Origin of the sequence: Paenibacillus jepli (assembly GCF_047238105.1) — a bacterium.
Lineage (GTDB): Bacteria > Bacillota > Bacilli > Paenibacillales > Paenibacillaceae > Paenibacillus_D.
The window spans coordinates 179,881-199,851 of the sequence record NZ_JBDFMD010000001.1 but is presented as its reverse complement, the minus strand read 5'-3'; the positions used below and the strand labels follow the sequence as shown (position 1 = coordinate 199,851).

Below are 19,971 nucleotides of genomic sequence, written 5' to 3'. Positions count from 1 at the left end.
GTTAAGGTATAGCTGGCTTGAAGGGCTCATAACAACCGCTCTCCACCTGCCGGCATAGCTTATCCAGTGCTGAGATGCTCCTGATCTGCATACGGTTCATCTGATCCAGCTGGCTCCGGATATTGTCCAGAAAGGCTCCGATCTCTTCGTCATTCGTATAGTCAAAAGCGGCATAGGTTTCTTGCATGGTCTGGTGAAAATGCTTCAACCGGTGCGTACGTACCGACAGTTTGATCGCATTGAGGGTCAGGAGCTGGCGGAGATGCGCACCGGTATAGATCCGATAGCCATTGTCGCTATTCCGCTCCGGGGTAATCAGCCCCGCCTTCTCCCAATAACGAATGGTCGTCGCCGGGATTCCCGTTTCACTGCTTATTTCCCCAATACTCATAGGGTTCAAGGGCTCGGGATCCCATGACTTGTCCAGCAGAATATCCACCGTTTTGTGATAGGTCTGCCGCTCATGCCATAGATCCGCTTGGGCTTTATTGGCGAGCCATAATGCGGCATCGATACGACCCGCTTGCACATCTCGGAGGACTGCAGCGATGAAGGTCAAGTCAAAAGCCGGCAGCATGGCCCGTACGCATAGGAAATACGCGACATGCATGTCGTCATAGGCTCTGTAGCTGGAAGGAGAACGGGGAACCGGCGGCACCAAGCCTCGTTCCTCGTAACCTCTCAACGTCGTAGTGCTGATACCGAGCTGTCTTGCCAGGTCGATGGGGCGAATGCTCATCTTATCACCTCCCTATTCGAATCCAGAAAATTATACTATAGGTGCAAGGTTGGATCGAGTCCAGTCCTGTGTCTGCAGGATGAGTAGGGTGAAAAGCTTACTCGTTGCACCTATGTTATACAATGGAGCTGAAAAGAAGAGGAGGTTATAGGAATGGTGGAAGAAATATCGAAAAGAGATCTGCAGGAATCGCTCCGTGCCATCACTTCGCTGATCAGCAAATGCGAGAAAGCGCAACTCAAGTTGACGGAAGGCAGCTCGCAGCATTCGCTGCTCAGAAACCGGATTAAAGCCTTACGGGTGTCTTCGACATTGATCACCAAGGAATTGCGACAACACGATGAGCATGATCGGCAAGTGCCAGCCAATGAATGATGCCCATCGGAGACCTCAACCTGTCCTTGCAGCGGGACGACGTCATAGCATTGCCCTTAAACCGGATGGCACGGTGGTGGCTGCGGGCGATAACAGCTATGGTCAGTGTGAAGTAAGCAACTGGTGCGATATCCAGGCCGTTTCGGTTGGTAATGTACATATGGCTACGAACACGGGGAATGCACATACTCTGGGCCTCCAAGCGGACGGCACGGTAGTCGCAGCCGGTTGGAACAAAGATAACCAATGCGAGGTTAACGAATGGCGCGGGATTATCGCAGTGGCAGGGGGCTGGCGTCGTTCTGTCGGTCTGAGAGCGGATGGCACAGTGGTCGCCGTCGGGCGCAATAAGGAAGGCCAATGCGAGGTGAATGGCTGGCGTGATATAGTGGCTGTAGCGGCAGGGGATTGGCATACTGTCGGCGTCAGCTCGGACGGGTCGGTAAAGTCAGCAGGCAATAATCGGTATGGTCAATGTCAGGTGGACGACTGGCGGGAGATTGTTGCGGTAGGGGCGGGTTATCTGCATACTGCCGGCCTGCAAGCGGATGGTTCTGCGGTTGCCGTGGGGCGCAATCAGGAAGGCCAATGTGAGGTGAACGGCTGGCGTCATATAGTGGCCATAGCGACGGGAAGCCAGCACACGGTCGGCTTAAGAGCAGACGGCACGGTGACGGCTGTAGGGCGTAATGATCATGGCCAATGCAATGTTGGCAGCTGGCATGATATTGTTGCGGTCGCTGCAGGTTGCGCTCATACGCTAGGACTTCGATCGGACGGCACAGTGGTCGCTGTTGGAGATAATAGCTACGGTCAGTGTGAGGTGGGCGGCTGGCTATTGTGAATCTAAGTTGACTTCTTGGTTCATATGTTTTTTAGGGGGAAGATGATGAAAATTGCAGGGTTTATTATTTTGGGTATGGTAGTTTCAGGAAGCCCCTTGGGGGCTTCCTTTTGCATTAGTATAACAATTCTACCGGTTTCCAGCCCACTCGCACAGCCCTATCGTTACGATTGTTTCTCCAGTGTTTTGCTTTGATAAAAAGCAATGATGCGCTCAGCGAGGATGTCGGAGGCCATCATGACAGCAGAATGATCTTGACCGGGCAGCACCTGGTGAGCGGCGGCAGGCAATAGCTGGACAAGGGCCTGTGCAGCCTCCTGGAAATAGGGCTCGCTGCTCTCGCCGGTCATGACCAACGTGGGAACCTCTACGCGCCAGCGGTCGGCAGGCAAGGGTTGACCCGATTGCGTATCGCCCATGATGATCCCGTCATAGGCAAGCGTATGGGCAAGACTCTCCATGTGCTGCCAGGAGGGATCAGCTTGCATGAAGGCGATGAATTCTCCGGGGATCCCGATGGCTGTGGAGAGAAAATATGCTACGGCTTCGCTCCGTTTGCCGGCTTCGATCCGGGTGTTCAGCTGTTGAACATAATCGCCCGGGACAGGCTGGCGGCTGTCATTGATGATGAATGGCGGTTCGTACATAAACAGCTTGGCGATTTTGTCACCCAAGCGGCTGGCGGCTTCGAGAGCGAGCACCGCACCCGAGGAGCTTCCGAAGACATAAGCGCGACCGCCGGCTTCCGTGATTAAGGCATCGATGTCTTCGATTTCACGCTGCACGGCATAGGGCGGTGTATCCGAGCTCTGGCCGCGACCGCGACGATCGTAGTTGTAGACAGTGTACTGGCTGGAGAGGTGCTCGGCGAGCTGCTTGGCATCCTGATGATCGGCATTGGCAGAGGAGACGAGGATGACCGCAGGACCGCTTCCGGATGTTTCGTAGGCAATAGTTGTTCCGTCTTTTGAGATAATAGTGTTCATATACCCTCCTAAATTTGTAAGATATTTCTCCAATCTGTCAAATGCATCGGTAAACCCTTCGATCATGCCCATAGCTTCGGCATTTTCCAGATCACGAGCGCTTGCGAATCGGGTGACAATACTGATGCTGGTGTCAGCGCCCAGAGGTTCAAATAATATGGTCGTGTACATCTCACTATCTTGGATTATGTTCCAATCTTTGTCGGCGAATGAATCGACGTAGACGAGTCTGGCAGGTTGGATGACTTCCTGATACACCGCCCTGCAGTAAGCTGTGTCGCCGACGCCGTCGTTCGGACGGAGACTATATCGCCATACGCCTCCGGGTCGGACATCCATCTCGTGGATGGTTGTGGTCCAGCGTTTGGGTCCCCACCAGCGCGAGACGTGCTCAGAGTTGGTCCACCCCTCCCAAGCCAGCTTGGGAGACATCGCTACCACACGTTCCACAGTGAGCTCACGGCGCTCGTGGTTTTTATAGATCTTGGTTTGGTTGAAGGCAGCTGTCATGATTTCTCCTTTCGTTCATTGTCGAGCATATAGCTCTCGAATTGATCCAGACGTTCTTCCCAAAGGATACTGAAGGAGTCAAACCACTCATCCAGCTTCTGGAAAGGTGCGGCTTCGAGACTATATATTCGCTGCTGTGCTTTGGTGCGGGAATGCACCAGCCCGGCTTCGCTTAAGATCCGAAGGTGGCGAGACACCTGGGGCTGCCCAAGGTTCAGGGCTTGCACAATTTCGTTTACTGAGCGCGGGCCATGCCTTAGGAGTTCAACAATGTTAAAGCGGTTAGGCTCAGCCATAGTGAAAAGTGTCATTTGCAATGATGTCGTGGTCATGTTCTTAATATACATGAAAACGAATATACGTGTCAATGTATATATCCAAAAAAATCCGATGCATCTTTCCTAAGATAGGGAAGCATGCATCGGCAAATTTAAATCAGCTTCGGAGCTTCCAGTGTTCCGCCTTTCTGTATGACAGTCAGTCAGCTAGCTTCTTACTGTCCTCATCGCCTTGCTCCAAGATATCAACTGATCCAGCATTCCGTATAACGACTTCTCTTGATGGGGGGCCGGTTGAAACGTTTCGAAGGCGATAAAATCGGTATGGAGCGATAGCTTCACCTGATTTCGAACGTCTGCAATTTGCAGTTCGGCAAGAATCATTCGCAAGCTTTCCGCTGCACTGGCGCCATTCCCTGCACCGTAGCCTACGATTCCTGCAGCTTTATTGTTCCACTCGCGGTACAAGTAATCGATCGCATTCTTCAAGGCGGCGGATATGGAATGGTTATATTCGGCTGCGACAAATATATATCCGTCATAGGCGTCAATTTTCTTCGACCAGGCAACGGTATGTGGCTTCTCATAGGTGCCAAATGCCGCAGGCAAAGGTTCATCAAGAAGCGGCAAACTAAAATCGGCAATATCGACAATGTCAAACTCAGCATCGGTGCGGTGCTTTGCGAGATCGTATACCCACTCGGCGATGACTTTTCCAACGCGACCCGGACGTGTGCTGCCAATAATAATTCCAATTTTCAACATGCTGCATTCCTCCTGAAAAAGTAGTAGTAAATCGAAACGGTCACGGCACATGCGACGACCAACACAAGGAAGATATTGCTGTAAATGGCTCCACCCTCAAACCCGTTGACCGGATTCCAAGGCTTCACTTGCTCCAAGTCAATGAAACTGCCGTATGCCCCTGCAGCCATTGATCCAGCGATAAAATTCATCATACTGAGCAGTCCCATCCCTACGCCGCCGAGTTCTTTTGACAGGGTCAGGGAAGCTGCATTCGACATGGCAATCATGGCAAACGTGGATCCAACATGACCCAGAATCAAGATCAGCGCGATGAATGGGGCAGGTGCGCCGATGAGAGTCGACAACAAAGCAAAGCAAGTAATCATCAATGCGCCAGCGATATAAAGCAGGTAGGCATTGCCGCGTTTATCTGCAATCTTGCCTCCCTTCCTCCCGAAAATGGCCGATACTACAGCCCCCGGGACCAATGCGAATCCGATCCAGGCCGGGGAAAGCTCATTAACTTGCGCTAGCATGAGGGGGCTAAGAAAGTGGACCGAGAATCCGATTCCGCTAATCAGAAAAGCGATAGTAAGGGTAAGGGTATATTTGGTGTTGCGGAACAAACCGGGTGCCACAAAGGGGAAGGCAAAGGATCGGATTCTCGCTATAAAAAGCGTCAAGGCAATTACACCTCCGATGACGTACCATGCCGTGCTGGTTGTCACAGCAAGCATGAAGAACGTCACTGTTGCCGCAAGCAGTCCGCCTCCCAGCCAATCCAGCTTGCCTGGTGCCACTTCATCGTTGTCCAAATATTTACGATAGAAGGGCAGCGTGAACAATAATAAGAAGGGAAAGCAGAACAGCCATTTCCAGTGAAGTGCACTGAGAACAAAGGCAGATAGTACAGGTCCAAGAGCGCTGCCGATCGCTAGCCCCATAAACGCCGTACCCAGGGCTGCCCCCCGGCGTTCCGGCGAGATGTATCGAAGCGGGATAAGCATCGCAGTAGCCGGAATGCTCGCTGCACCCATGGCTTGAATCACTCTGCCCGCTAGCACCATCCAGAATGCCTGAGCTGTCAACCCGACCACAGAACCGGCGGCGAATAACAATAAGCCGAAGGTCAATAAATTTTTGAGCTTGAAGCGATCGGCGAGCTTGCCGTAAATAACAGTGCCAATACCATAGATTAATGTATACGCGGAGGTGACCCAGCTGACCTGCGCATTCGTCACGGAGAACTCGTCGCGGATCTGCGGAAGCACGAGACTAAACATCAATACGCTCATGGCCGACAAAGCTAGAGTAGTCATCACTACGTACATTAACTTATCTTTTGTCCGATCCTGTGATGAAGCGGTCGTTTCCATTGTTTTCACTCCCCGTTCTGACTGTCAGTACTAACTGACGTTTAGAATAAAAATAATCAGGGCGTTAAAGCCCTGGTAAACAACTTTACTTCATCCTCTATGAGCTTTTCAAACGGAATGCTTCGCAGCAACGGATCATTGTGCATCCTGCCCATAGCTGCGCCATAATTCATATATATAAACGCCAGCGCCTTCATGTCGGGATCTGACGGAATCATCTTGCCTTCACGAATCATGCGGTTGAAATACTCCGTCAAGAGAGCTTTCAACTGCTGGGGATGCTTATGCGTTCGTTCGCGAAAGCCGGGAAGATTGCCGCCATCCTTGATAGAGATCATAGCCAATTTCCGATTGCGGTACATAATGTGATGGTATCGCTCGGTTATCAACAATAGATCGGAATACAGATCCCATACCAGTTCGTTCTCGAACAGTGATTTCATCTCTTCGGCATAATGAAATCGCGTGAAGGCAGACTCGAGCAGATTCTGTTTGCTTTTAAAATGTCGGAACAATGTTTTCTCACTGAATCCAGCCTGCTCGGCAATCTCTTGCGTCGTCACCCCGTTATAGCCTTTGTCTGCCATCAGATCGATTGCGGCAAGCATAATCTTATCGGAGGTGTCGGAGGGGGAGTCTACTGGCATATCATTTCCTCCATTCAAAGGTGTGTCAGTGGTTACTGACATCAGTATATGCCAAGTTGAATCCCTTTGTCAACTTGCAGTTATGTGGAGCTCGGGTGCAAAGAGCGCAGCGGTGGAATCCGCCGCTGCGCTGCATGAACAAGAACGAGCGTGGAGGCGCGATTAAGCCGTTGGGTTTACTCTAGTTGGTGAAGAACAGTCACAGCCGCCGCTCTTGGAGCTGCCGGAAAGCTTGGCAAAGAAATCTTTTAGGTTCTCAGGCATGTGATAAGGATCAGTTGTTGTATCGGCCATAGCATGACTATCCACATAGGCGCGCAATACAGCGTCGATGAATAAGGCGGCTGGGGGCGAGGGGTATAGAACTCCTTCCCATTCCCAATATCGTTCTCCTAAACCCAATAGATCACCTTTCGTCGGAATCATATCGAATCCGCCAATGCGGATCGTTGGCGACGCCTTAAACCGCAGTGTCTGGGCCTGCTCCACATCCGTGACTAATGTCTTTTCAAACTTGATGTCTGTATCGACCCTGCGAAGCACTGGCTGAAGCTCAGCGAGCAGTTGATGGATCTGATCCTCCACACTCAAGCATGTATTGCAGCTCGATGAGTCTATGAGAGTCATATCCAATTCCAGGAATTGCACCTCGATAACACGCCTTTGAGCCTTTGCTGGTTTTGGGAGCGGAGTACATCCACACTGGGAACTGTTTTCACTCATTAGGGAACCTCCTCCGAATTTAATTGATTGAGTCAACTATTATACAGATGAAAGGTACTATTTCCCAATATTTCTTTGCACCTGTTGAACAGTGCTTTGCAATGCCTGGAGAGAAGCAATAACTACTTGCCGCATAGCGGGATCTAGTTTCATGAGAATTTGCTGGTGATAGGCAAGCACTTCTGATTCGATACGGTCGATTAACTTGGTGCCCTCTTGAGAAAGAACAATGCAGCACACACGTTTGTCAATGGAGTCAGTCAATCGGATGACATATCCTTTATTAGACAACTTATCGATTACTCGCGTAGCTCCGCTTCGGGTTAAAGCCAATTTTTCCGCAAGTTCATTCATCGTTACGTTATGTTCTGTCTGCTTTAAGTAACTAAGGGCCCGGCACTCGGAAGTGGTAACGTCATAACAACACAGTTGCTCCTGTTCTTGATGTCTCAACAGATCGCCAAGAGAATAGAGGAGTTTAGTTAGTTCTTGAACTTGAGAATCAATCGGCATAGGTTCACCTTCTCCCTGTCAATAATAGTTGACTCAATCAACATTATATCGATGCCTGTAGTCCATGTCAATGATGCCCTTTTTGATTAACCAATCGTTTTGCACGCGTAGATATAATCATTGAACAGCCACAAATTTTACTTGCTATTTGCAATTAAAAGATCTAGGATATAAACAGATACAGCAATGGCATGAGGTGAAGCACATGGACAATGTCAGAGATTTATTCCAGATCATGACGCGAAGATTCGGTTTTCTTGATAAATATTGTTGTTCGATTGGTGGTGCAGATATTTCGTTAATCCACAGCCATATTCTTTATGAGATTGATCGTCAGCATCACCCATCGATCCAGCAGGTAGCCGAAGCTCTCGGGACGGATATTACTACGTTCAGCAGGCAGATTCAATCGCTGATCAAAATGAGCCTGGTGCAGAAAACGCCCGATCCGAATGATCGCAGAGTATCGATCCTCTCTCTAACTACGGAAGGGAAGTTTGTATCGACCACCATTGATGAGCAAATGAAGTCGTACTTGAACGAGATATTCTCCCATATGAACGAATTTGAAAAAGAGACGGTTATTCGTTCCATCAAGCTTCTCAATGACGCCATGGCGAAGTCCGGAACATGCTGTATGCCCCCTGTGGGGTGATTCCTTTTTTCTAATACTTGCAAAATGCAATTAATATCGGGAGGTTGATAATTTCAATGAGTACAAAGTGGGATGTCATTGTGATCGGAGGAGGGCAAGCGGGGCTTGCTTCCGGATATTACTTAAAAAAGAAGAAGCTGCGGTTTTTGATTTTGGAAGCAAATAGAGAGGCAGTCGGGTCATGGCCACATTTTTACGACAGTTTGAAGCTCTTTTCCCCCGCACAGCTCTCGTCCCTGCCGGGGTTGAAAATGCAAGGTAAAAGGACTCATTACCCCTTACGGGATGAGGTCATTCAATATTTAAAAAATTATGCTAAAACCTACGACTTGCCGATTCAGACGAATCAAAGGGTCATCCGGATCGAGAAGGGCGACGGGTTTACGATTCATACGGAGGCAGGGGACGTTTATCAGACAAAAGCGATCATTAACGCCACCGGATCTTTTCATAATCCGTTTACTCCGAACATTACGGGGAGAGAGGTTTTTAAAGGGGAAGTGCTCCATTCCTCCGCGTATCGCAGTCCGGATCGTTACAAGGATCAACGCGTGTTGGTGGTCGGGCGAGGAAATTCAGCCGTTCAAATTGCGGTGGAACTGGCCGAGAGCAGCCATACATCCTTAGCCGTCCTGCAGCCTGTGCAGCTGGTAAATCAGAAAGTGCTTGGCATTGACTTGCACTTTTGGGTCAGGGCTATTGGCTTAGATGCGTTTCAATTCTGGCGCTTCGGAAAACAAGCACCGATCCCCACGGGCGCAGTTGATTTAGGTGACTACAAAGCGAAATTGGAAGCAGGCAAGCCCGATCAAAGGGCTATGTTCGTTGCGTTTAACGAAAACGGCGTTGTTTGGCCGGATGGTTCGAAGGAGAAGGTGGATACGGTCATCTTTGCTACCGGATACCGTCCAGGACTGACGTACTTACAGGAGATGGGGGCATTGGACGGGGAAGGAAGGCCATTGCATACGGCGGGCATTAGCCAGACCGTACCGGGGCTGTACTATATGGGCTTGGAAGCTCAGCGCTCCTTTGCTTCTGCCACCTTAAGGGGGGTGGGGCCGGATGCAACATACGTCGTTCGCCATCTAAGACGCTACCTTCAATTCTCGTAAAATTATTAAAGGAGTGATTGCATTATGCGTCATGAGGTCAGCAAAGATCAAATCCGTCAACAGGTGCGGAGTCGTTACAAAGAAATCGCTGTTCAAGACATGGAAACCGCATCGTGCTGTATACCGGACTCAAGCTTGGCGAGTTCGACCACGAGCACTTCATCTCAAATGGGGTATTCATCCGAAGAGCTTAAGTCCGTGCCGGATGGTGCGAACCTTGGACTGGGTTGTGGCAATCCCCAAGCGATTGCTGCATTGAAGCCGGGCGAAGTGGTATTGGATCTGGGCAGCGGCGGGGGATTTGATTGTTTCCTTGCTTCCCGGCAAGTCGGGGAGACGGGACGCGTCATCGGTGTAGATATGACACCAGACATGATAAGCCGTGCTCGGCGTAATGCGGAAAAAGGAGGCTTCGCCAATACGGAGTTCCGGCTAGGAGAGATTGAATATTTGCCCGTTCCGGATCAGTCAGTGGACGTCATCATGTCCAATTGTGTCATCAATCTTTCTCCAGACAAGCAACGTGTATTCGATGAAGCGTACCGCGTGCTGCACTCTGGCGGTCGGGTGGCGATATCCGACGTTGTGACGACTGCCGAGCTGCCTGAGCCTATCAAGCAGGACCTGGACCAACTGTATACCGGTTGCATTTCAGGCGCCTCATCAGTGGATGAAGTCAAGCAAATGTTAATCCAAAGCGGGTTTCGAGAAGTTGTAGTTGAGCCGAAGGATGAATCGAGATCATTTATTAAAGAATGGGTCCCTGGACAGCAGATTGAAAACTATATCGTTTCTGCCGTAATCCAAGCTATAAAACCCTAAGCACAATCTTGTCAAGAGGGAGAATTTTGCTCCGTTAACGAAATAGACCAGATGTCCTGATGGATGAAGAATAAGCAAGATCACTTTCGGAGGTGCGGCATGCCGTATATTAATCTGCAAATTACAAAAGGTGCTTCGCGCGAGCAAAAAGCTCAAATCGTTCAAGAGTTTACAGAAACGCTGGGCAAGGTACTGGGTAAGAAGCCTGAGCACACGCATATCGTGATCCAGGAAATCGACGACGAAAACTGGGGATACTCAGGCATGCTAACTGATGATTACAAGAAGCTGTCGTAGAGTCGCGGGTGATCCGCGATATGCATACGTGCGCCTTCGGACGATGGCGATTGCTCACTCGTCCGATGAGACGGGGGAAGCGAGCTTTGTCAGACTCTGTCAGATGCGATGCATATTGCGGTATTCGGACGGAGGCATATGTAATCTGTTTGCGAATACACGGCAAAAGTAAAAGCCGTTGGAATAGCCGCATGCAAGCGCGACCTGCTCGATCGTGAGTGAGGAATGGGTAAGCAGGTGGCGCGCCTTGCCCAGCCGGATCGACTCGATATAGGCGGATGGTGTCACGCCGTAGGCCTGCTGGAATCGGCGAGTGAACTGTACTGCGCTCATCCCGTGAGCCTCGGCGACCGAACCGACAGACAGAGGTGCGTCGCATGCGGTATCCAGCATGCGGCGCGCTTTTTCCATACGCGGATCCTGCCCTGCGCAGCGTTCCGGCAGCGCGGGTACAAGCTGCTCCATCGCATGCTGACGGAACAGATCGAGCAGTATATGGTTTAGCCATTGCCGGTAGGCCGGGTGCGGAGCGAGTGCAGGCGGTCGAATCGTTGCCAGCGTGGCGCGCAGCCGCTCTGCCGAATCGAATCTGAGGTGTGCGGGTTCCGCGTAGTCTTGGTCGGTGGACGCTTGGCCGTTGTCGTCTACCCAATGGAACAGGAAGTAATGAAAGGAGATCGGTCGTGCAGTGTACCGGTGAAACGGGATACCTGGCGGGCAGACGAGAATCTCGTCTACAGTGGCGCGGCCCTCCTCGGGGCCGATCCGATACTCGAATTCACCGTCCTCCACGGCAAATGCCGACCACTGCTCGTACGTATCGGTCTCTCGTTCGAACGAAGGCTTGCCATCATAGTAATGGTGCCGAACGACAAGCGCCTTGTGTTCCCAGGGCGAGGGATATGGCATCGTGCAACCCACCTCCAAAATGAAAAAAAGTATATATCATAATGAATTATAATGCATGGATTAAGGAATTCAAACCCTCTATACTGATAATAAATGAATAGAGGAGTGTTGCAGCCATGGTTATCCATGAATCGGCAAGGGAAGTGCCTGTCTATCACGAAGCAGATATATGCGTACTGGGAGGCAGCTGTACAGGTGTATTCGCCGCTGTGCGAGCGGCGAGGATGGGGGCGAGGGTGGTCATCGTCGAGAAGCAGAATGCATTCGGCGGAGTTGCGACGTCGGGACTTGTGAACATCTGGCATTCGCTGTACGATACGGAATTCTCTAAGCAGATCATCGCAGGCATGACATGGGAGACGATCGAGCGGCTGCAGCGGCTTAGCGCGGTGAAGGCAGAGGAGAAGAGTCACTCTGTCGGTTATGTCCTGAATACCGAGGAGCTCAAAATCGAACTCGATCAATTGATCGTGGAGAATCAAGTCAAGGCATATCTCCATACATCGTTTGTCTCGCCTTATGTGAAGGACGGTGAACTGCAAGCCGTCATCGTAGAGAACAAGTCGGGTCGCGGCGCAATCCGCGCAAGCGTCTTTATCGATGCGACGGGGGACGGCGATCTATGTGCAAGATTAGGGCTTGATCATCGCGTATCCTCCCATTTTCAACCGTCGACGACATGCGCGAAGATCAGCGGCTGGGGGGCCAGCGGGGAGATGCAGGATGATGTGACGGGCAATGATCAGCTGATCGGGCTCGACCTGCAGGAGGCAAGACTCGTGCATCGCGAGGAGTTTCAGCTGCCGGAGGGCTTTGGCTGGGGGCGCCACGTGCCGGGAACGAAGGACGTCTACATGTATGCGGGTACAAGGGTGTACCATGCAAACAGCGCAGACGGCGAGCAGCTCACTGCAGCGGAGATCGAAGGACGCAGACAGGTGCGAGCAGTGATGGATCTGATCCGCAAGTATGGTCCTGACAATCGGATCTCGCTCGTGTCGCTGCCCTCTTATATCGGGACGCGCGAGACGCGGCATATCGATTGCTTATACCGGCTTAGCGGAGATGAAGTGCTGCTCGGCCATCCCTTCGACGATGCGATCGCCTATGGCAGCTATCGCGTCGATATACACCATCAGGACAAGCCGGGTCTGACCTTTAAGTATCTCGACGGTGTGCAAGTCTACGTGAGGCCGGGCCATCCTCATGAGATCGGCCGATGGCGCGGCGAGCTGCAGGAGAATCCGACATTTTATCAGATTCCGTACCGCAGCCTGCTGCCGAAGGGGCCCTATGCAAATGTGATCGTCGCCGGCCGGATGATCGATGTCGATGACGAAGCATTCGGGGGCGTGCGGGTCATGGTCAATATGAATCAGACCGGCGAAGCTGCAGGTGTGGCAGCATACTTGGCGCTGCATCGATCCCTGTCCCCCCGGGAGGTCCCGGTCGGTGAACTGCGCAAGCAGCTGCATGCAGGCGGATCTATTATTTTGTAGATGTTGACCGGCTGGCGGAACCATTCTACTATGGCAGAGAAAGGGGACGGCGGTTTGGATGTATGTGCTGATTATCGAAGATGAACCGCAAGCCCTCGAAGGGTTGAAGCGGATCATGGAACAGCTCGATCCGAGAATCAAGCAGGCTTTCTTCTGCGACCGTGCGGCAGCGGCGATGCATATCATCGAGGAGCATCGTCCAGAGCTCATAGTGACGGATATTATCCTGCCCGATTCGACAGGTCTGGATCTGCTAGAGCAGATTCAGTATGACGGTTATGAACCCAAGGTCATTATTGTAAGCGGATTCGACGACTTTGATTATGCCAAGCGGGGGATGCAGCTGGGTGCAGTCGATTATTTCCTGAAGCCCTTCGATACCAGACAGTTCTGCGAGAAGATCAGGGACTGTCTGAATTGGATCGAGGAAGAGCAGCAGGATCGCCTTGCGCATAACCGGGCAGTCGAGCTGGCACATCTGGGCACGCGCTCGATGCGGGATCTATTCCTGATTGGGCTGTGCATGCAGCCCACGTACCTGCAGGAGCATATCGTTCACAGGCTTCGCACATGGGGCCTGGAATGGCTGTCACAGGCGCCGTACACTATCATTGCGCTTGCCGCTCGTGCGGCAGTGGCGGAGCTTTCCGAGAAAGAAGAAGACCTGCTGTCGTTTGCGACCGGCAATATTGTAGAAGAGGTGCTGCTCGGCTACGCGCCTTCCCTGACATTTAAGAACAGCAAGAAGCAGTGGATCATCGTCACACCGCTCGAGGACATCCGTCCCTTGCTCGCCATGCTGGGCCGGGAGATCCGCACGTATCAGAAGGTTGAAGGCAGATTCGGCGTCAGCGAACGCATGGTCTCCTTCCAGGGGCTGCATACAGCTTATCGGCAGGCCATGGATTGCCTGCGGGCAGCGCTGCTCAGCGACGAAGAGGAAGTGATGGCTTATGAGCAGCTGAAGCCGCATCTGGCCGATCTCGAGGTAGACATCACCGCATACATGACCCGTGCCATCCGGCAAGGTGACGAACAATTGATCCGTACAGCTTCGATAATGTTTGTGCGAAGCTTGGTCGTGAAGGGAGATGCAGCGCGGCCGAGCGAGATCTCGCAGCGCTGCATGGATTGGATCATGCAGCTGCAGTCCGAGCTCCGGAGCTCGGCAGAAGGCGTGTCCACCGCGGAGCTCGGCGAGATACCGGTCTCACTGTGGGATGAGATGGATGCGTGCCGATCGGTGGATGAGATGAGCCGCACGGTGGCTCGGTTCTGCAATGTTACAGCCTGGAAGCTGAAGGGCATGAGCAAGAACTCGTTCATCGAGCAGGCGCTTAGACGAATACACGGCTCCTATACTTGCGAGCTGAAGCTGCAGGATCTGGCAGACGAGTTGTCGCTGCATCCCGTCTGGCTCAGTCAGCTGTTCAAGAAGGAGGTAGGTACGAACTTTCTGGACTACGTGACGGAGCTGCGTATACAGAGGGCGAAGGAGCTGCTCCGTCAGTCCAGCAGCAAAGTTTATGAGATCGCTGAAGCTGTGGGCTATCACGATGTTCATCATTTCGGCCGATTGTTCAAGAAGAAAACAGGGCTCACGCCGAAGGAGTATCGATACGGCAAATGAAAATACTGCGCGGTCTGTGGAAACGGTCGACGTTGTTCTCAAAGCTGCTTCTCGTCCTGATCGTCACGGTATCCCTGCCAATAGCGGTACTCGGCTACGTCTCCTACGAACGGTCCAAGGATCAGATCGAGGAAGTCGCGCGTGCTTTCCTGACGGACAACGTGAACCAGAACCGGCAACGTGTGGAGCGATTGCTGCGCGAGGCGGAACAGCGCTCCGAAGCGGTCATCGGCTCGGAGGAGCTGCAAGCCCTGCTCAGAAGACCTGCACCGAGACTGGTTACAGATGAGCTGGAGTTCATCCAGCGGATGAACGGATTGATCACCGAGTTGAGGGGGCCATACGAGTTGTATGTGTTCCCGCAAGCGTACGAGCGGTACCCCAATTACAACAACCTGATGCAGTACCGGCAAGTGAACCCGTCCGAGGCTATGTTTGAGGAAGCGGCGAGATTGGCCGGCAGAGGATATTGGACGCATGAATGGAACGAGCAATGGAAGGCACCTGATTACATCTATGTGCGTCAGGTCCGTTCGCTCGATCGCTTCGAGCCGGTAGGGGTATTGGCGATCCGCATCCCGCATTTTATGATCCGCGCCGAGCTCATCGGTCCGACGTTATATCCACAGGCAGGGCTCATGATCACAGATGCAGAGGGAGCGGTCCTGTCGCATCCGGTTGCAGAGGAATACGGCATGCTGTCAGCGATCCACCGCGACCAAGGGGCATATTTATACGCATCCGAGGAGTTGTCCGCCGAGGGCTGGCAGCTCTCTATCATACTGCCTCGGGACGTCATAACGGCATCGCTGGGCGAAGTGCAGCGGTTCACGTTATGGATCGTTATCTTGAATCTGATCCTGATCACCTTGCTCCTATACCTGATCGTGCGGATGTTTACCAATCCGATCAAGCAGATCCTGCGGTACATGAAGCGCGTTCAGATCGGCCAATTGGAGCCGATCACGGCAGAGGAACGCCACGACGAGCTTGGCCAGTGGGTCAAGGGCTACAATGCCATGATCGATAGCCTGCTGGATCAGATCGCCACGATCCGGCAGATGGAGCGTGAGCGGCAGGATCTGGAGCGGCAGATGCTGATCCTGCAGATCAATCCGCACTTCCTCTATAACACGCTTGATTCGATCAAGTGGAAATTGCAGGCGTTGCAGGAGCCCGACATCGCGGAGATGGTGACGCGTCTTGCGGGGATGTTCCGGTTCAGCCTGAGCGACAGCGATGGCTGGACCTCGGTAGAGCGGGAGCTCGAGCATGTGAAAAACTACGTGGCGATCGAGCAGCTGCGCAATCCGGGGCAGTTCCGTGTCCTGTACCACGTGCAGCCGGAGCTGATGGGCGAGCGCATGCTGCAGCTGCTGCTGCAGCCGCTTGTCGAGAACGCGATCCGCCACGGCATGGGCAATCGACAGGAGAAGAACGGCAAGATCATTCTTTCTGCCTACAAGGCTGAGGACGGCGACATGGCTTTTACCATTGAAGATAACGGACCAGGGGGGCAGGCGGGCAAACCGGCAGGCGGTATCGGCATGAGCAATGTCGAGCGCAGGCTCGTACTGCATTTTGGCGAGGCGTATCGGCTGGCGATCGATAGCTCCGATCTGGGTTTCAAAGTGACGATCAAGCATCCTGCAAGTGTGAACTCGCTAAATATGCACCCGTAAAATTTAAGAATAACCCGTATTTTCCTAACAGAGTACGGGTTATTCTTATGTTGACCGACAGGCAAACCTAAACTATGCAAAGGAGAATTCCATGAACAAACCGATCGAAGCACGTGCCGGGAGGCCCACTCCGAACGGCGCTGCCGGCAGCTGGCTGTCGTTGAAGGCCTTTCTGCTGTGGAGACATCGCGTCCTGTACCTGATGCTGCTGCCCGGACTCGTATATTACCTTCTGTACCGGTATGCACCGATGGGCGGAGCCATTATAGCCTTCAAGGATTTTAACGTGTTGAAGGGTATTTTCGACAGTCCTTGGGCTGACCCGTGGTTCAAGCATTTTCAAGCATTCTACGAATCCCCGTATTTCTATCAGATTCTGTCCAATACCTTCCTGATTAGCTTCTACAAGCTGTTGTTCGGCATGCTGCCGGGAATAGCGCTAGCGGTGCTGCTCAACGAAGTGCGGATCCAATTGTTCCGCAGAATCGTACAGACGGTGACCTACTTGCCGCACTTTCTGTCCTGGGTCATCATCTATGGCATATCGCTCTCGATGCTCTCCGAGACGAGTGGGCTGATCAATATGTGGCTAAAAGAGAGCGCCGGCCAGAGCATCCCGTTCCTCACGTCGACGGACTGGTTCCGCAGCATACTCGTCGGTACGGAGATATGGAAGGATACCGGCTGGAGCGCGATTATCTACTTGGCGGCTATCGCCGGCATCGATCCTTCGCTCTACGAAGCGGCGCGTGTCGACGGAGCCGGACGGATCCGCAGCATCTGGCATGTGACATTGCCGGGCATCCGCAGCGTCATCATCCTGCTCTTGATCCTGAAGCTCGGCCATATGCTGGACGCCGGCTTCGATCAGATCTATATCATGTACAACATACACGTTTATCCGGTGGCGGACATCATCGACACCTGGGTGTTCCGAACGGGACTTGAAGAGTTGAACTTCAGTCTTGCCGCGGCTGTCGGGTTGTTCAAGTCACTCGTCGGATTCGTCCTGGTCGTCATCGCCAATCACATCGCCAAGCGTTGGGGGGAACAAGTATGGTAGCCGGATGGAACGACAAAGTATTCAATGTCATCAATATTATTTTCCTCAGCCTCGTTGTCGTTTCCGTTGTGTTCCCTCTGCTGTATGTCGTAGCAGTTTCGTTGACGCCGTACAGCGAGGTCCTGAAAAACGGCGGATTTGTTGTCATCCCCCGCCAGATCACATTCGAATCTTACATCGCGTTTCTGAAGGATTCGCTTATCCCGCGCGCCTTCGGCGTTACCTTCTTCATTACGATCGTCGGTACTGTGCTTAACCTGATCTTGACGGCTTGGATGGCCTATCCGCTAAGCAAGCCTTATCTGCCCGGCAGGACGCTGCTCTTGTTTCTGGTTGCGTTCACCCTGCTCTTCAACGGCGGCGTTGTGCCAACCTACCTGATCGTCAAGATGACCGGCCTTGTGAATTCGGTCTGGTCGATGATTCTGCCGAGTATCGTCTGGTCATTTAATCTGCTTATCATGAAGACGTTTTTCGAGAACTTGCCGCGCGAGCTGGACGAGGCGGCAAGGATCGATGGAGCCGGGGAGCTCCTTATTCTCGCCCGCATCGTGCTGCCGCTCTCCATGCCCGTTATGGCGACTGTGGGACTGTTCTATGCCGTTGGGCATTGGAATGAATTTTTTCAAGCGATCATGTACATCAACGATACTGATAAGTATCCGCTGCAAGTCATCTTGCGGAACATCCTCGCCAGCGCGATGATGCCGCCGATGGATGCGGAGGATGTGCTGCCATCGGAGTCGATGCAGATGGCAGCAGTCGTTCTGTCGGCACTGCCGATCGTCGTTGTTTACCCTTTCTTCCAGAAATATTTCACGCAAGGGATGCTTCTGGGCTCCGTGAAGGGTTGACATAATAATCATAAGATAAGTGAGGGGAATGTCCAATGGGAATGGGAAAAGGGAAGGTTCGACTGCTTAGCGGCTTGCTGGCTGTCACGGTACTATTGTCTGCATGCGGGTCGCCGGGAGACGGCAATGGAAACGGGAATGGCAGCAACAGGCCGGCTCCCAGCAACGACAGCGGCTCGGCATCCGAGACGCCGGTGGAGCTCAGCTTGTTCGGATCCGGTACAGGGATGCCTGCAGCCAACGAGGATTTCATCCTGCATGAGCTGAATGAGAGGCTGAACATGAATCTATCGTTCAACATCGTCGCGACGGAGTATGAGCAGCAGCTGAATGTCAAAATCGCAGGCGGTTCGATGCCCGACATCTTCTCCGTCTCCAAGCCGCTGTTGGAGAACTATGCAAAGCAAAACTTGCTGCTCAATCTGGATGCCTATCTGGAGCAGATGCCCAACGTGAAGGCCAATCTGTCCGAGGATGATCTGAATAAGGGCAGAATCGACGGTATACTGTATGCTATTCCAAAGCGGGCGTACTTGCCGATGTCGACGTATTGGATACGCAAAGACTGGCTCGATGCGCTTGAGCTTGCTGTGCCGAAGACACTCGAAGATTTCAAGGCAGTTGCAAAGGCGTTCACAGAGAACGATCCCGACGGCAATGGCAAGCAGGATACGTACGGCATCACCGGCAGCGGCATCGGCAGCGCGGACGCCGTCAACGCACCGGCCACCTTCGATCCTGTATTCTCCGCATTCGGCGCCGCAACGCCTGGCCGTTTCCAGATCAAGGACGGTCAGGCTGTCTACTCGACAGCTCTGCCGGAGATGAAGGATGCGCTTATATATATCCAGGAGCTTGTCTTGGCGGGCTATGTCGATCCGGAGTTCATGACGAACAAAGGACTCAAGCATCAAGAGAAGGCGTTTATGGGTCAGGCCGGCATCGTCTATCTGAACTGGGGCGAGATGGTCAAGGATAATTACGTCGAGCAGTACAAGGCGATCAACCCGAATGCCGAGTGGATCCAGCTTCCGGCGCTTACAGGTCCGGGCGGGACGTACCAGGGCAACTTCGACATCGGCAGCACGGGCGGCCGTTATGCGCTGCCGGTTACGCTGGATGAGGAGCCTGAGAAGCTGGCGAAAGCACTGGAATATATCGATTATATTACGGGTGATGAAGGCGGACATCTCGTCATGTATGGCCTCGAAGGCGAGCACTTTACACTCGAAGGAGACAAGATTGTACCGACAGAGCGCAGCTCGGAGACCAGTTATGCGTTCAACCATCAATTGACTGGCCGGGACGAGCTCAATTATCTGCGCACAAAATTCGACAAGCAGCAATCTTATGTTGACTTCGCGGCAGAAGAGCCTAGAATCGAAGTATATAACGAATTCATCCCGATCCCGGATGGTGTGTCCTTAAATGACAAGAACCGATATGAGCTGGAAGAAATCACAAAATTCATTCACGGCAAGCGTCCGATGACTGAATACGAAGCGTTCGTCGACAAACTGATAAACGATTATAAGGTGTCCGCGTACCTGGATCAAGCCGTGGTGACGCTGAAGGAGCTGGGTTATCTGCAATAAATCCATCACCAACTTGCGATAATCCATCATTGAAGTCAAGCGGTGGTTTCATCTACACTTTGCCTATCGTGTACACCAACAGAGGATCCCATGGAAGGGAGGCCTGACAAGC

21 protein-coding genes are annotated in these 19,971 nt (G+C 52.4%); 12 read left to right on the top strand and 9 right to left on the bottom strand.

What is annotated here, in order from left to right; genetic code table 11:
• Position 1 precedes the first annotated feature (1 nt).
• Positions 2-739 carry a MerR family transcriptional regulator gene (locus ABC336_RS00960; RefSeq protein WP_413236874.1) on the bottom strand — a complete coding sequence of 246 codons (738 nt, stop codon included), beginning with the start codon at positions 737-739 and terminating at the stop codon, positions 2-4.
• Between the two features lie 153 nt (positions 740-892).
• Between ABC336_RS00960 and ABC336_RS00955 the strand changes: the two genes are divergently transcribed.
• Entirely contained in the window at positions 893-1,114 is a 222-nt protein-coding gene (locus ABC336_RS00955) for a hypothetical protein (RefSeq protein WP_413236873.1), read from the top strand.
• Positions 1,080-1,958: an RCC1 domain-containing protein gene (locus tag ABC336_RS00950; protein ID WP_413236872.1), complete on the top strand. Its 879-nt coding sequence runs from the start codon at positions 1,080-1,082 to the stop codon at positions 1,956-1,958. The genes ABC336_RS00955 and ABC336_RS00950 overlap by 35 nt, the downstream gene beginning before the upstream one ends.
• A gap of 164 nt (positions 1,959-2,122) precedes the next feature.
• Here ABC336_RS00950 and ABC336_RS00945 read toward each other — a convergent pair whose 3' ends face one another.
• The 7 genes from ABC336_RS00945 to ABC336_RS00915 all read right to left on the bottom strand — a co-directional run bounded on the left by ABC336_RS00945 (position 2,123) and on the right by ABC336_RS00915 (position 7,738).
• On the bottom strand, positions 2,123-3,454 hold the full coding sequence (locus ABC336_RS00945; RefSeq protein WP_413236871.1) for an alpha/beta fold hydrolase: 1,332 nt from the start codon (positions 3,452-3,454) through the stop codon (positions 2,123-2,125).
• On the bottom strand, positions 3,451-3,786 hold the full coding sequence (locus tag ABC336_RS00940) for an ArsR/SmtB family transcription factor (protein WP_413236870.1): 336 nt from the start codon (positions 3,784-3,786) through the stop codon (positions 3,451-3,453). Before ABC336_RS00940 ends, ABC336_RS00945 begins: the two co-directional genes overlap by 4 nt.
• Positions 3,787-3,939: 153 nt before the next feature.
• Positions 3,940-4,497 (bottom strand): NADPH-dependent FMN reductase, encoded by a 558-nt coding sequence (locus ABC336_RS00935; RefSeq protein WP_413236869.1) that lies wholly within the window; start codon positions 4,495-4,497, stop codon positions 3,940-3,942.
• Positions 4,491-5,855 carry an MFS transporter gene (locus ABC336_RS00930; protein WP_413236868.1) on the bottom strand — a complete coding sequence of 455 codons (1,365 nt, stop codon included), beginning with the start codon at positions 5,853-5,855 and terminating at the stop codon, positions 4,491-4,493. The genes ABC336_RS00935 and ABC336_RS00930 overlap by 7 nt, the downstream gene beginning before the upstream one ends.
• A gap of 56 nt (positions 5,856-5,911) precedes the next feature.
• Positions 5,912-6,502: a TetR/AcrR family transcriptional regulator gene (locus tag ABC336_RS00925; RefSeq protein WP_413236867.1), complete on the bottom strand. Its 591-nt coding sequence runs from the start codon at positions 6,500-6,502 to the stop codon at positions 5,912-5,914.
• A 162-nt stretch (positions 6,503-6,664) separates the two neighbouring features.
• The gene (locus ABC336_RS00920; RefSeq protein WP_413236866.1) at positions 6,665-7,225 is read right to left on the bottom strand and encodes a DUF2703 domain-containing protein; all 561 of its coding nucleotides are present in this window, start codon (positions 7,223-7,225) and stop codon (positions 6,665-6,667) included.
• Positions 7,226-7,282: 57 nt separating this feature from the next.
• Positions 7,283-7,738, bottom strand: coding sequence for a MarR family winged helix-turn-helix transcriptional regulator (locus ABC336_RS00915; protein WP_413236865.1), 456 nt, complete (start codon positions 7,736-7,738; stop codon positions 7,283-7,285).
• Positions 7,739-7,943: 205 nt separating this feature from the next.
• On the opposite strand from ABC336_RS00915, the gene ABC336_RS00910 reads away from it, so the two are divergent.
• From ABC336_RS00910 to ABC336_RS00895, 4 genes are all read left to right on the top strand, one after another.
• Positions 7,944-8,393: a MarR family winged helix-turn-helix transcriptional regulator gene (locus ABC336_RS00910; RefSeq protein ID WP_413236864.1), complete on the top strand. Its 450-nt coding sequence runs from the start codon at positions 7,944-7,946 to the stop codon at positions 8,391-8,393.
• A 56-nt stretch (positions 8,394-8,449) separates the two neighbouring features.
• Positions 8,450-9,508: an NAD(P)-binding domain-containing protein gene (locus ABC336_RS00905; protein WP_413236863.1), complete on the top strand. Its 1,059-nt coding sequence runs from the start codon at positions 8,450-8,452 to the stop codon at positions 9,506-9,508.
• A gap of 24 nt (positions 9,509-9,532) precedes the next feature.
• Positions 9,533-10,330, top strand: a complete 798-nt coding sequence (locus ABC336_RS00900) for an arsenite methyltransferase (protein ID WP_413236862.1) — start codon at positions 9,533-9,535, stop codon at positions 10,328-10,330.
• Positions 10,331-10,429: 99 nt separating this feature from the next.
• Positions 10,430-10,627 carry a tautomerase family protein gene (locus ABC336_RS00895; RefSeq protein ID WP_413236861.1) on the top strand — a complete coding sequence of 66 codons (198 nt, stop codon included), beginning with the start codon at positions 10,430-10,432 and terminating at the stop codon, positions 10,625-10,627.
• 99 nt (positions 10,628-10,726) lie between these two features.
• On the opposite strand, the gene ABC336_RS00890 is transcribed toward ABC336_RS00895, so the two are convergent.
• A complete protein-coding gene (locus ABC336_RS00890; RefSeq protein ID WP_413236860.1) occupies positions 10,727-11,536 on the bottom strand; it encodes a helix-turn-helix domain-containing protein in 810 nt (269 codons plus the stop codon).
• Positions 11,537-11,652: 116 nt separating this feature from the next.
• On the opposite strand from ABC336_RS00890, the gene ABC336_RS00885 reads away from it, so the two are divergent.
• The 6 genes from ABC336_RS00885 to ABC336_RS00860 all read left to right on the top strand — a co-directional run bounded on the left by ABC336_RS00885 (position 11,653) and on the right by ABC336_RS00860 (position 19,859).
• Positions 11,653-13,035, top strand: a complete 1,383-nt coding sequence (locus ABC336_RS00885; protein ID WP_413236859.1) for an FAD-dependent oxidoreductase — start codon at positions 11,653-11,655, stop codon at positions 13,033-13,035.
• Positions 13,036-13,093: 58 nt separating this feature from the next.
• Positions 13,094-14,665 carry a response regulator gene (locus tag ABC336_RS00880; RefSeq protein ID WP_413236858.1) on the top strand — a complete coding sequence of 524 codons (1,572 nt, stop codon included), beginning with the start codon at positions 13,094-13,096 and terminating at the stop codon, positions 14,663-14,665.
• Positions 14,662-16,347 (top strand): sensor histidine kinase, encoded by a 1,686-nt coding sequence (locus ABC336_RS00875; RefSeq protein WP_413236857.1) that lies wholly within the window; start codon positions 14,662-14,664, stop codon positions 16,345-16,347. The genes ABC336_RS00880 and ABC336_RS00875 overlap by 4 nt, the downstream gene beginning before the upstream one ends.
• Positions 16,348-16,549: 202 nt before the next feature.
• On the top strand, positions 16,550-17,410 hold the full coding sequence (locus tag ABC336_RS00870; protein ID WP_413242404.1) for an ABC transporter permease: 861 nt from the start codon (positions 16,550-16,552) through the stop codon (positions 17,408-17,410).
• Complete coding sequence (locus tag ABC336_RS00865) at positions 17,404-18,264, top strand: carbohydrate ABC transporter permease (protein ID WP_413236856.1); 861 nt, start codon at positions 17,404-17,406, stop codon at positions 18,262-18,264. Before ABC336_RS00870 ends, ABC336_RS00865 begins: the two co-directional genes overlap by 7 nt.
• Positions 18,265-18,299: 35 nt before the next feature.
• Positions 18,300-19,859, top strand: coding sequence for an extracellular solute-binding protein (locus ABC336_RS00860; RefSeq protein WP_413236855.1), 1,560 nt, complete (start codon positions 18,300-18,302; stop codon positions 19,857-19,859).
• Positions 19,860-19,971 lie beyond the last annotated feature (112 nt).

Coding starts and splice junctions, on each gene's coding strand:
- ABC336_RS00885 (WP_413236859.1), top strand. CDS start 11,653: ATGGTTATCCATGAATCGGCAAGGGAAGTGCCTGTCTATCACGAAGCA.
- ABC336_RS00910 (WP_413236864.1), top strand. CDS start 7,944: ATGGACAATGTCAGAGATTTATTCCAGATCATGACGCGAAGATTCGGT.
- ABC336_RS00930 (WP_413236868.1), bottom strand. CDS start 5,855: ATGGAAACGACCGCTTCATCACAGGATCGGACAAAAGATAAGTTAATG.
- ABC336_RS00905 (WP_413236863.1), top strand. CDS start 8,450: ATGAGTACAAAGTGGGATGTCATTGTGATCGGAGGAGGGCAAGCGGGG.
- ABC336_RS00960 (WP_413236874.1), bottom strand. CDS start 739: ATGAGCATTCGCCCCATCGACCTGGCAAGACAGCTCGGTATCAGCACT.
- ABC336_RS00920 (WP_413236866.1), bottom strand. CDS start 7,225: ATGAGTGAAAACAGTTCCCAGTGTGGATGTACTCCGCTCCCAAAACCA.
- ABC336_RS00900 (WP_413236862.1), top strand. CDS start 9,533: ATGCGTCATGAGGTCAGCAAAGATCAAATCCGTCAACAGGTGCGGAGT.
- ABC336_RS00870 (WP_413242404.1), top strand. CDS start 16,550: ATGCTGCTGCCCGGACTCGTATATTACCTTCTGTACCGGTATGCACCG.
- ABC336_RS00925 (WP_413236867.1), bottom strand. CDS start 6,502: ATGCCAGTAGACTCCCCCTCCGACACCTCCGATAAGATTATGCTTGCC.
- ABC336_RS00940 (WP_413236870.1), bottom strand. CDS start 3,786: ATGACCACGACATCATTGCAAATGACACTTTTCACTATGGCTGAGCCT.
- ABC336_RS00935 (WP_413236869.1), bottom strand. CDS start 4,497: ATGTTGAAAATTGGAATTATTATTGGCAGCACACGTCCGGGTCGCGTT.
- ABC336_RS00890 (WP_413236860.1), bottom strand. CDS start 11,536: ATGCCATATCCCTCGCCCTGGGAACACAAGGCGCTTGTCGTTCGGCAC.
- ABC336_RS00880 (WP_413236858.1), top strand. CDS start 13,094: ATGTATGTGCTGATTATCGAAGATGAACCGCAAGCCCTCGAAGGGTTG.
- ABC336_RS00875 (WP_413236857.1), top strand. CDS start 14,662: ATGAAAATACTGCGCGGTCTGTGGAAACGGTCGACGTTGTTCTCAAAG.
- ABC336_RS00860 (WP_413236855.1), top strand. CDS start 18,300: ATGGGAATGGGAAAAGGGAAGGTTCGACTGCTTAGCGGCTTGCTGGCT.
- ABC336_RS00955 (WP_413236873.1), top strand. CDS start 893: ATGGTGGAAGAAATATCGAAAAGAGATCTGCAGGAATCGCTCCGTGCC.
- ABC336_RS00895 (WP_413236861.1), top strand. CDS start 10,430: ATGCCGTATATTAATCTGCAAATTACAAAAGGTGCTTCGCGCGAGCAA.
- ABC336_RS00950 (WP_413236872.1), top strand. CDS start 1,080: ATGAGCATGATCGGCAAGTGCCAGCCAATGAATGATGCCCATCGGAGA.
- ABC336_RS00945 (WP_413236871.1), bottom strand. CDS start 3,454: ATGACAGCTGCCTTCAACCAAACCAAGATCTATAAAAACCACGAGCGC.
- ABC336_RS00865 (WP_413236856.1), top strand. CDS start 17,404: ATGGTAGCCGGATGGAACGACAAAGTATTCAATGTCATCAATATTATT.
- ABC336_RS00915 (WP_413236865.1), bottom strand. CDS start 7,738: ATGCCGATTGATTCTCAAGTTCAAGAACTAACTAAACTCCTCTATTCT.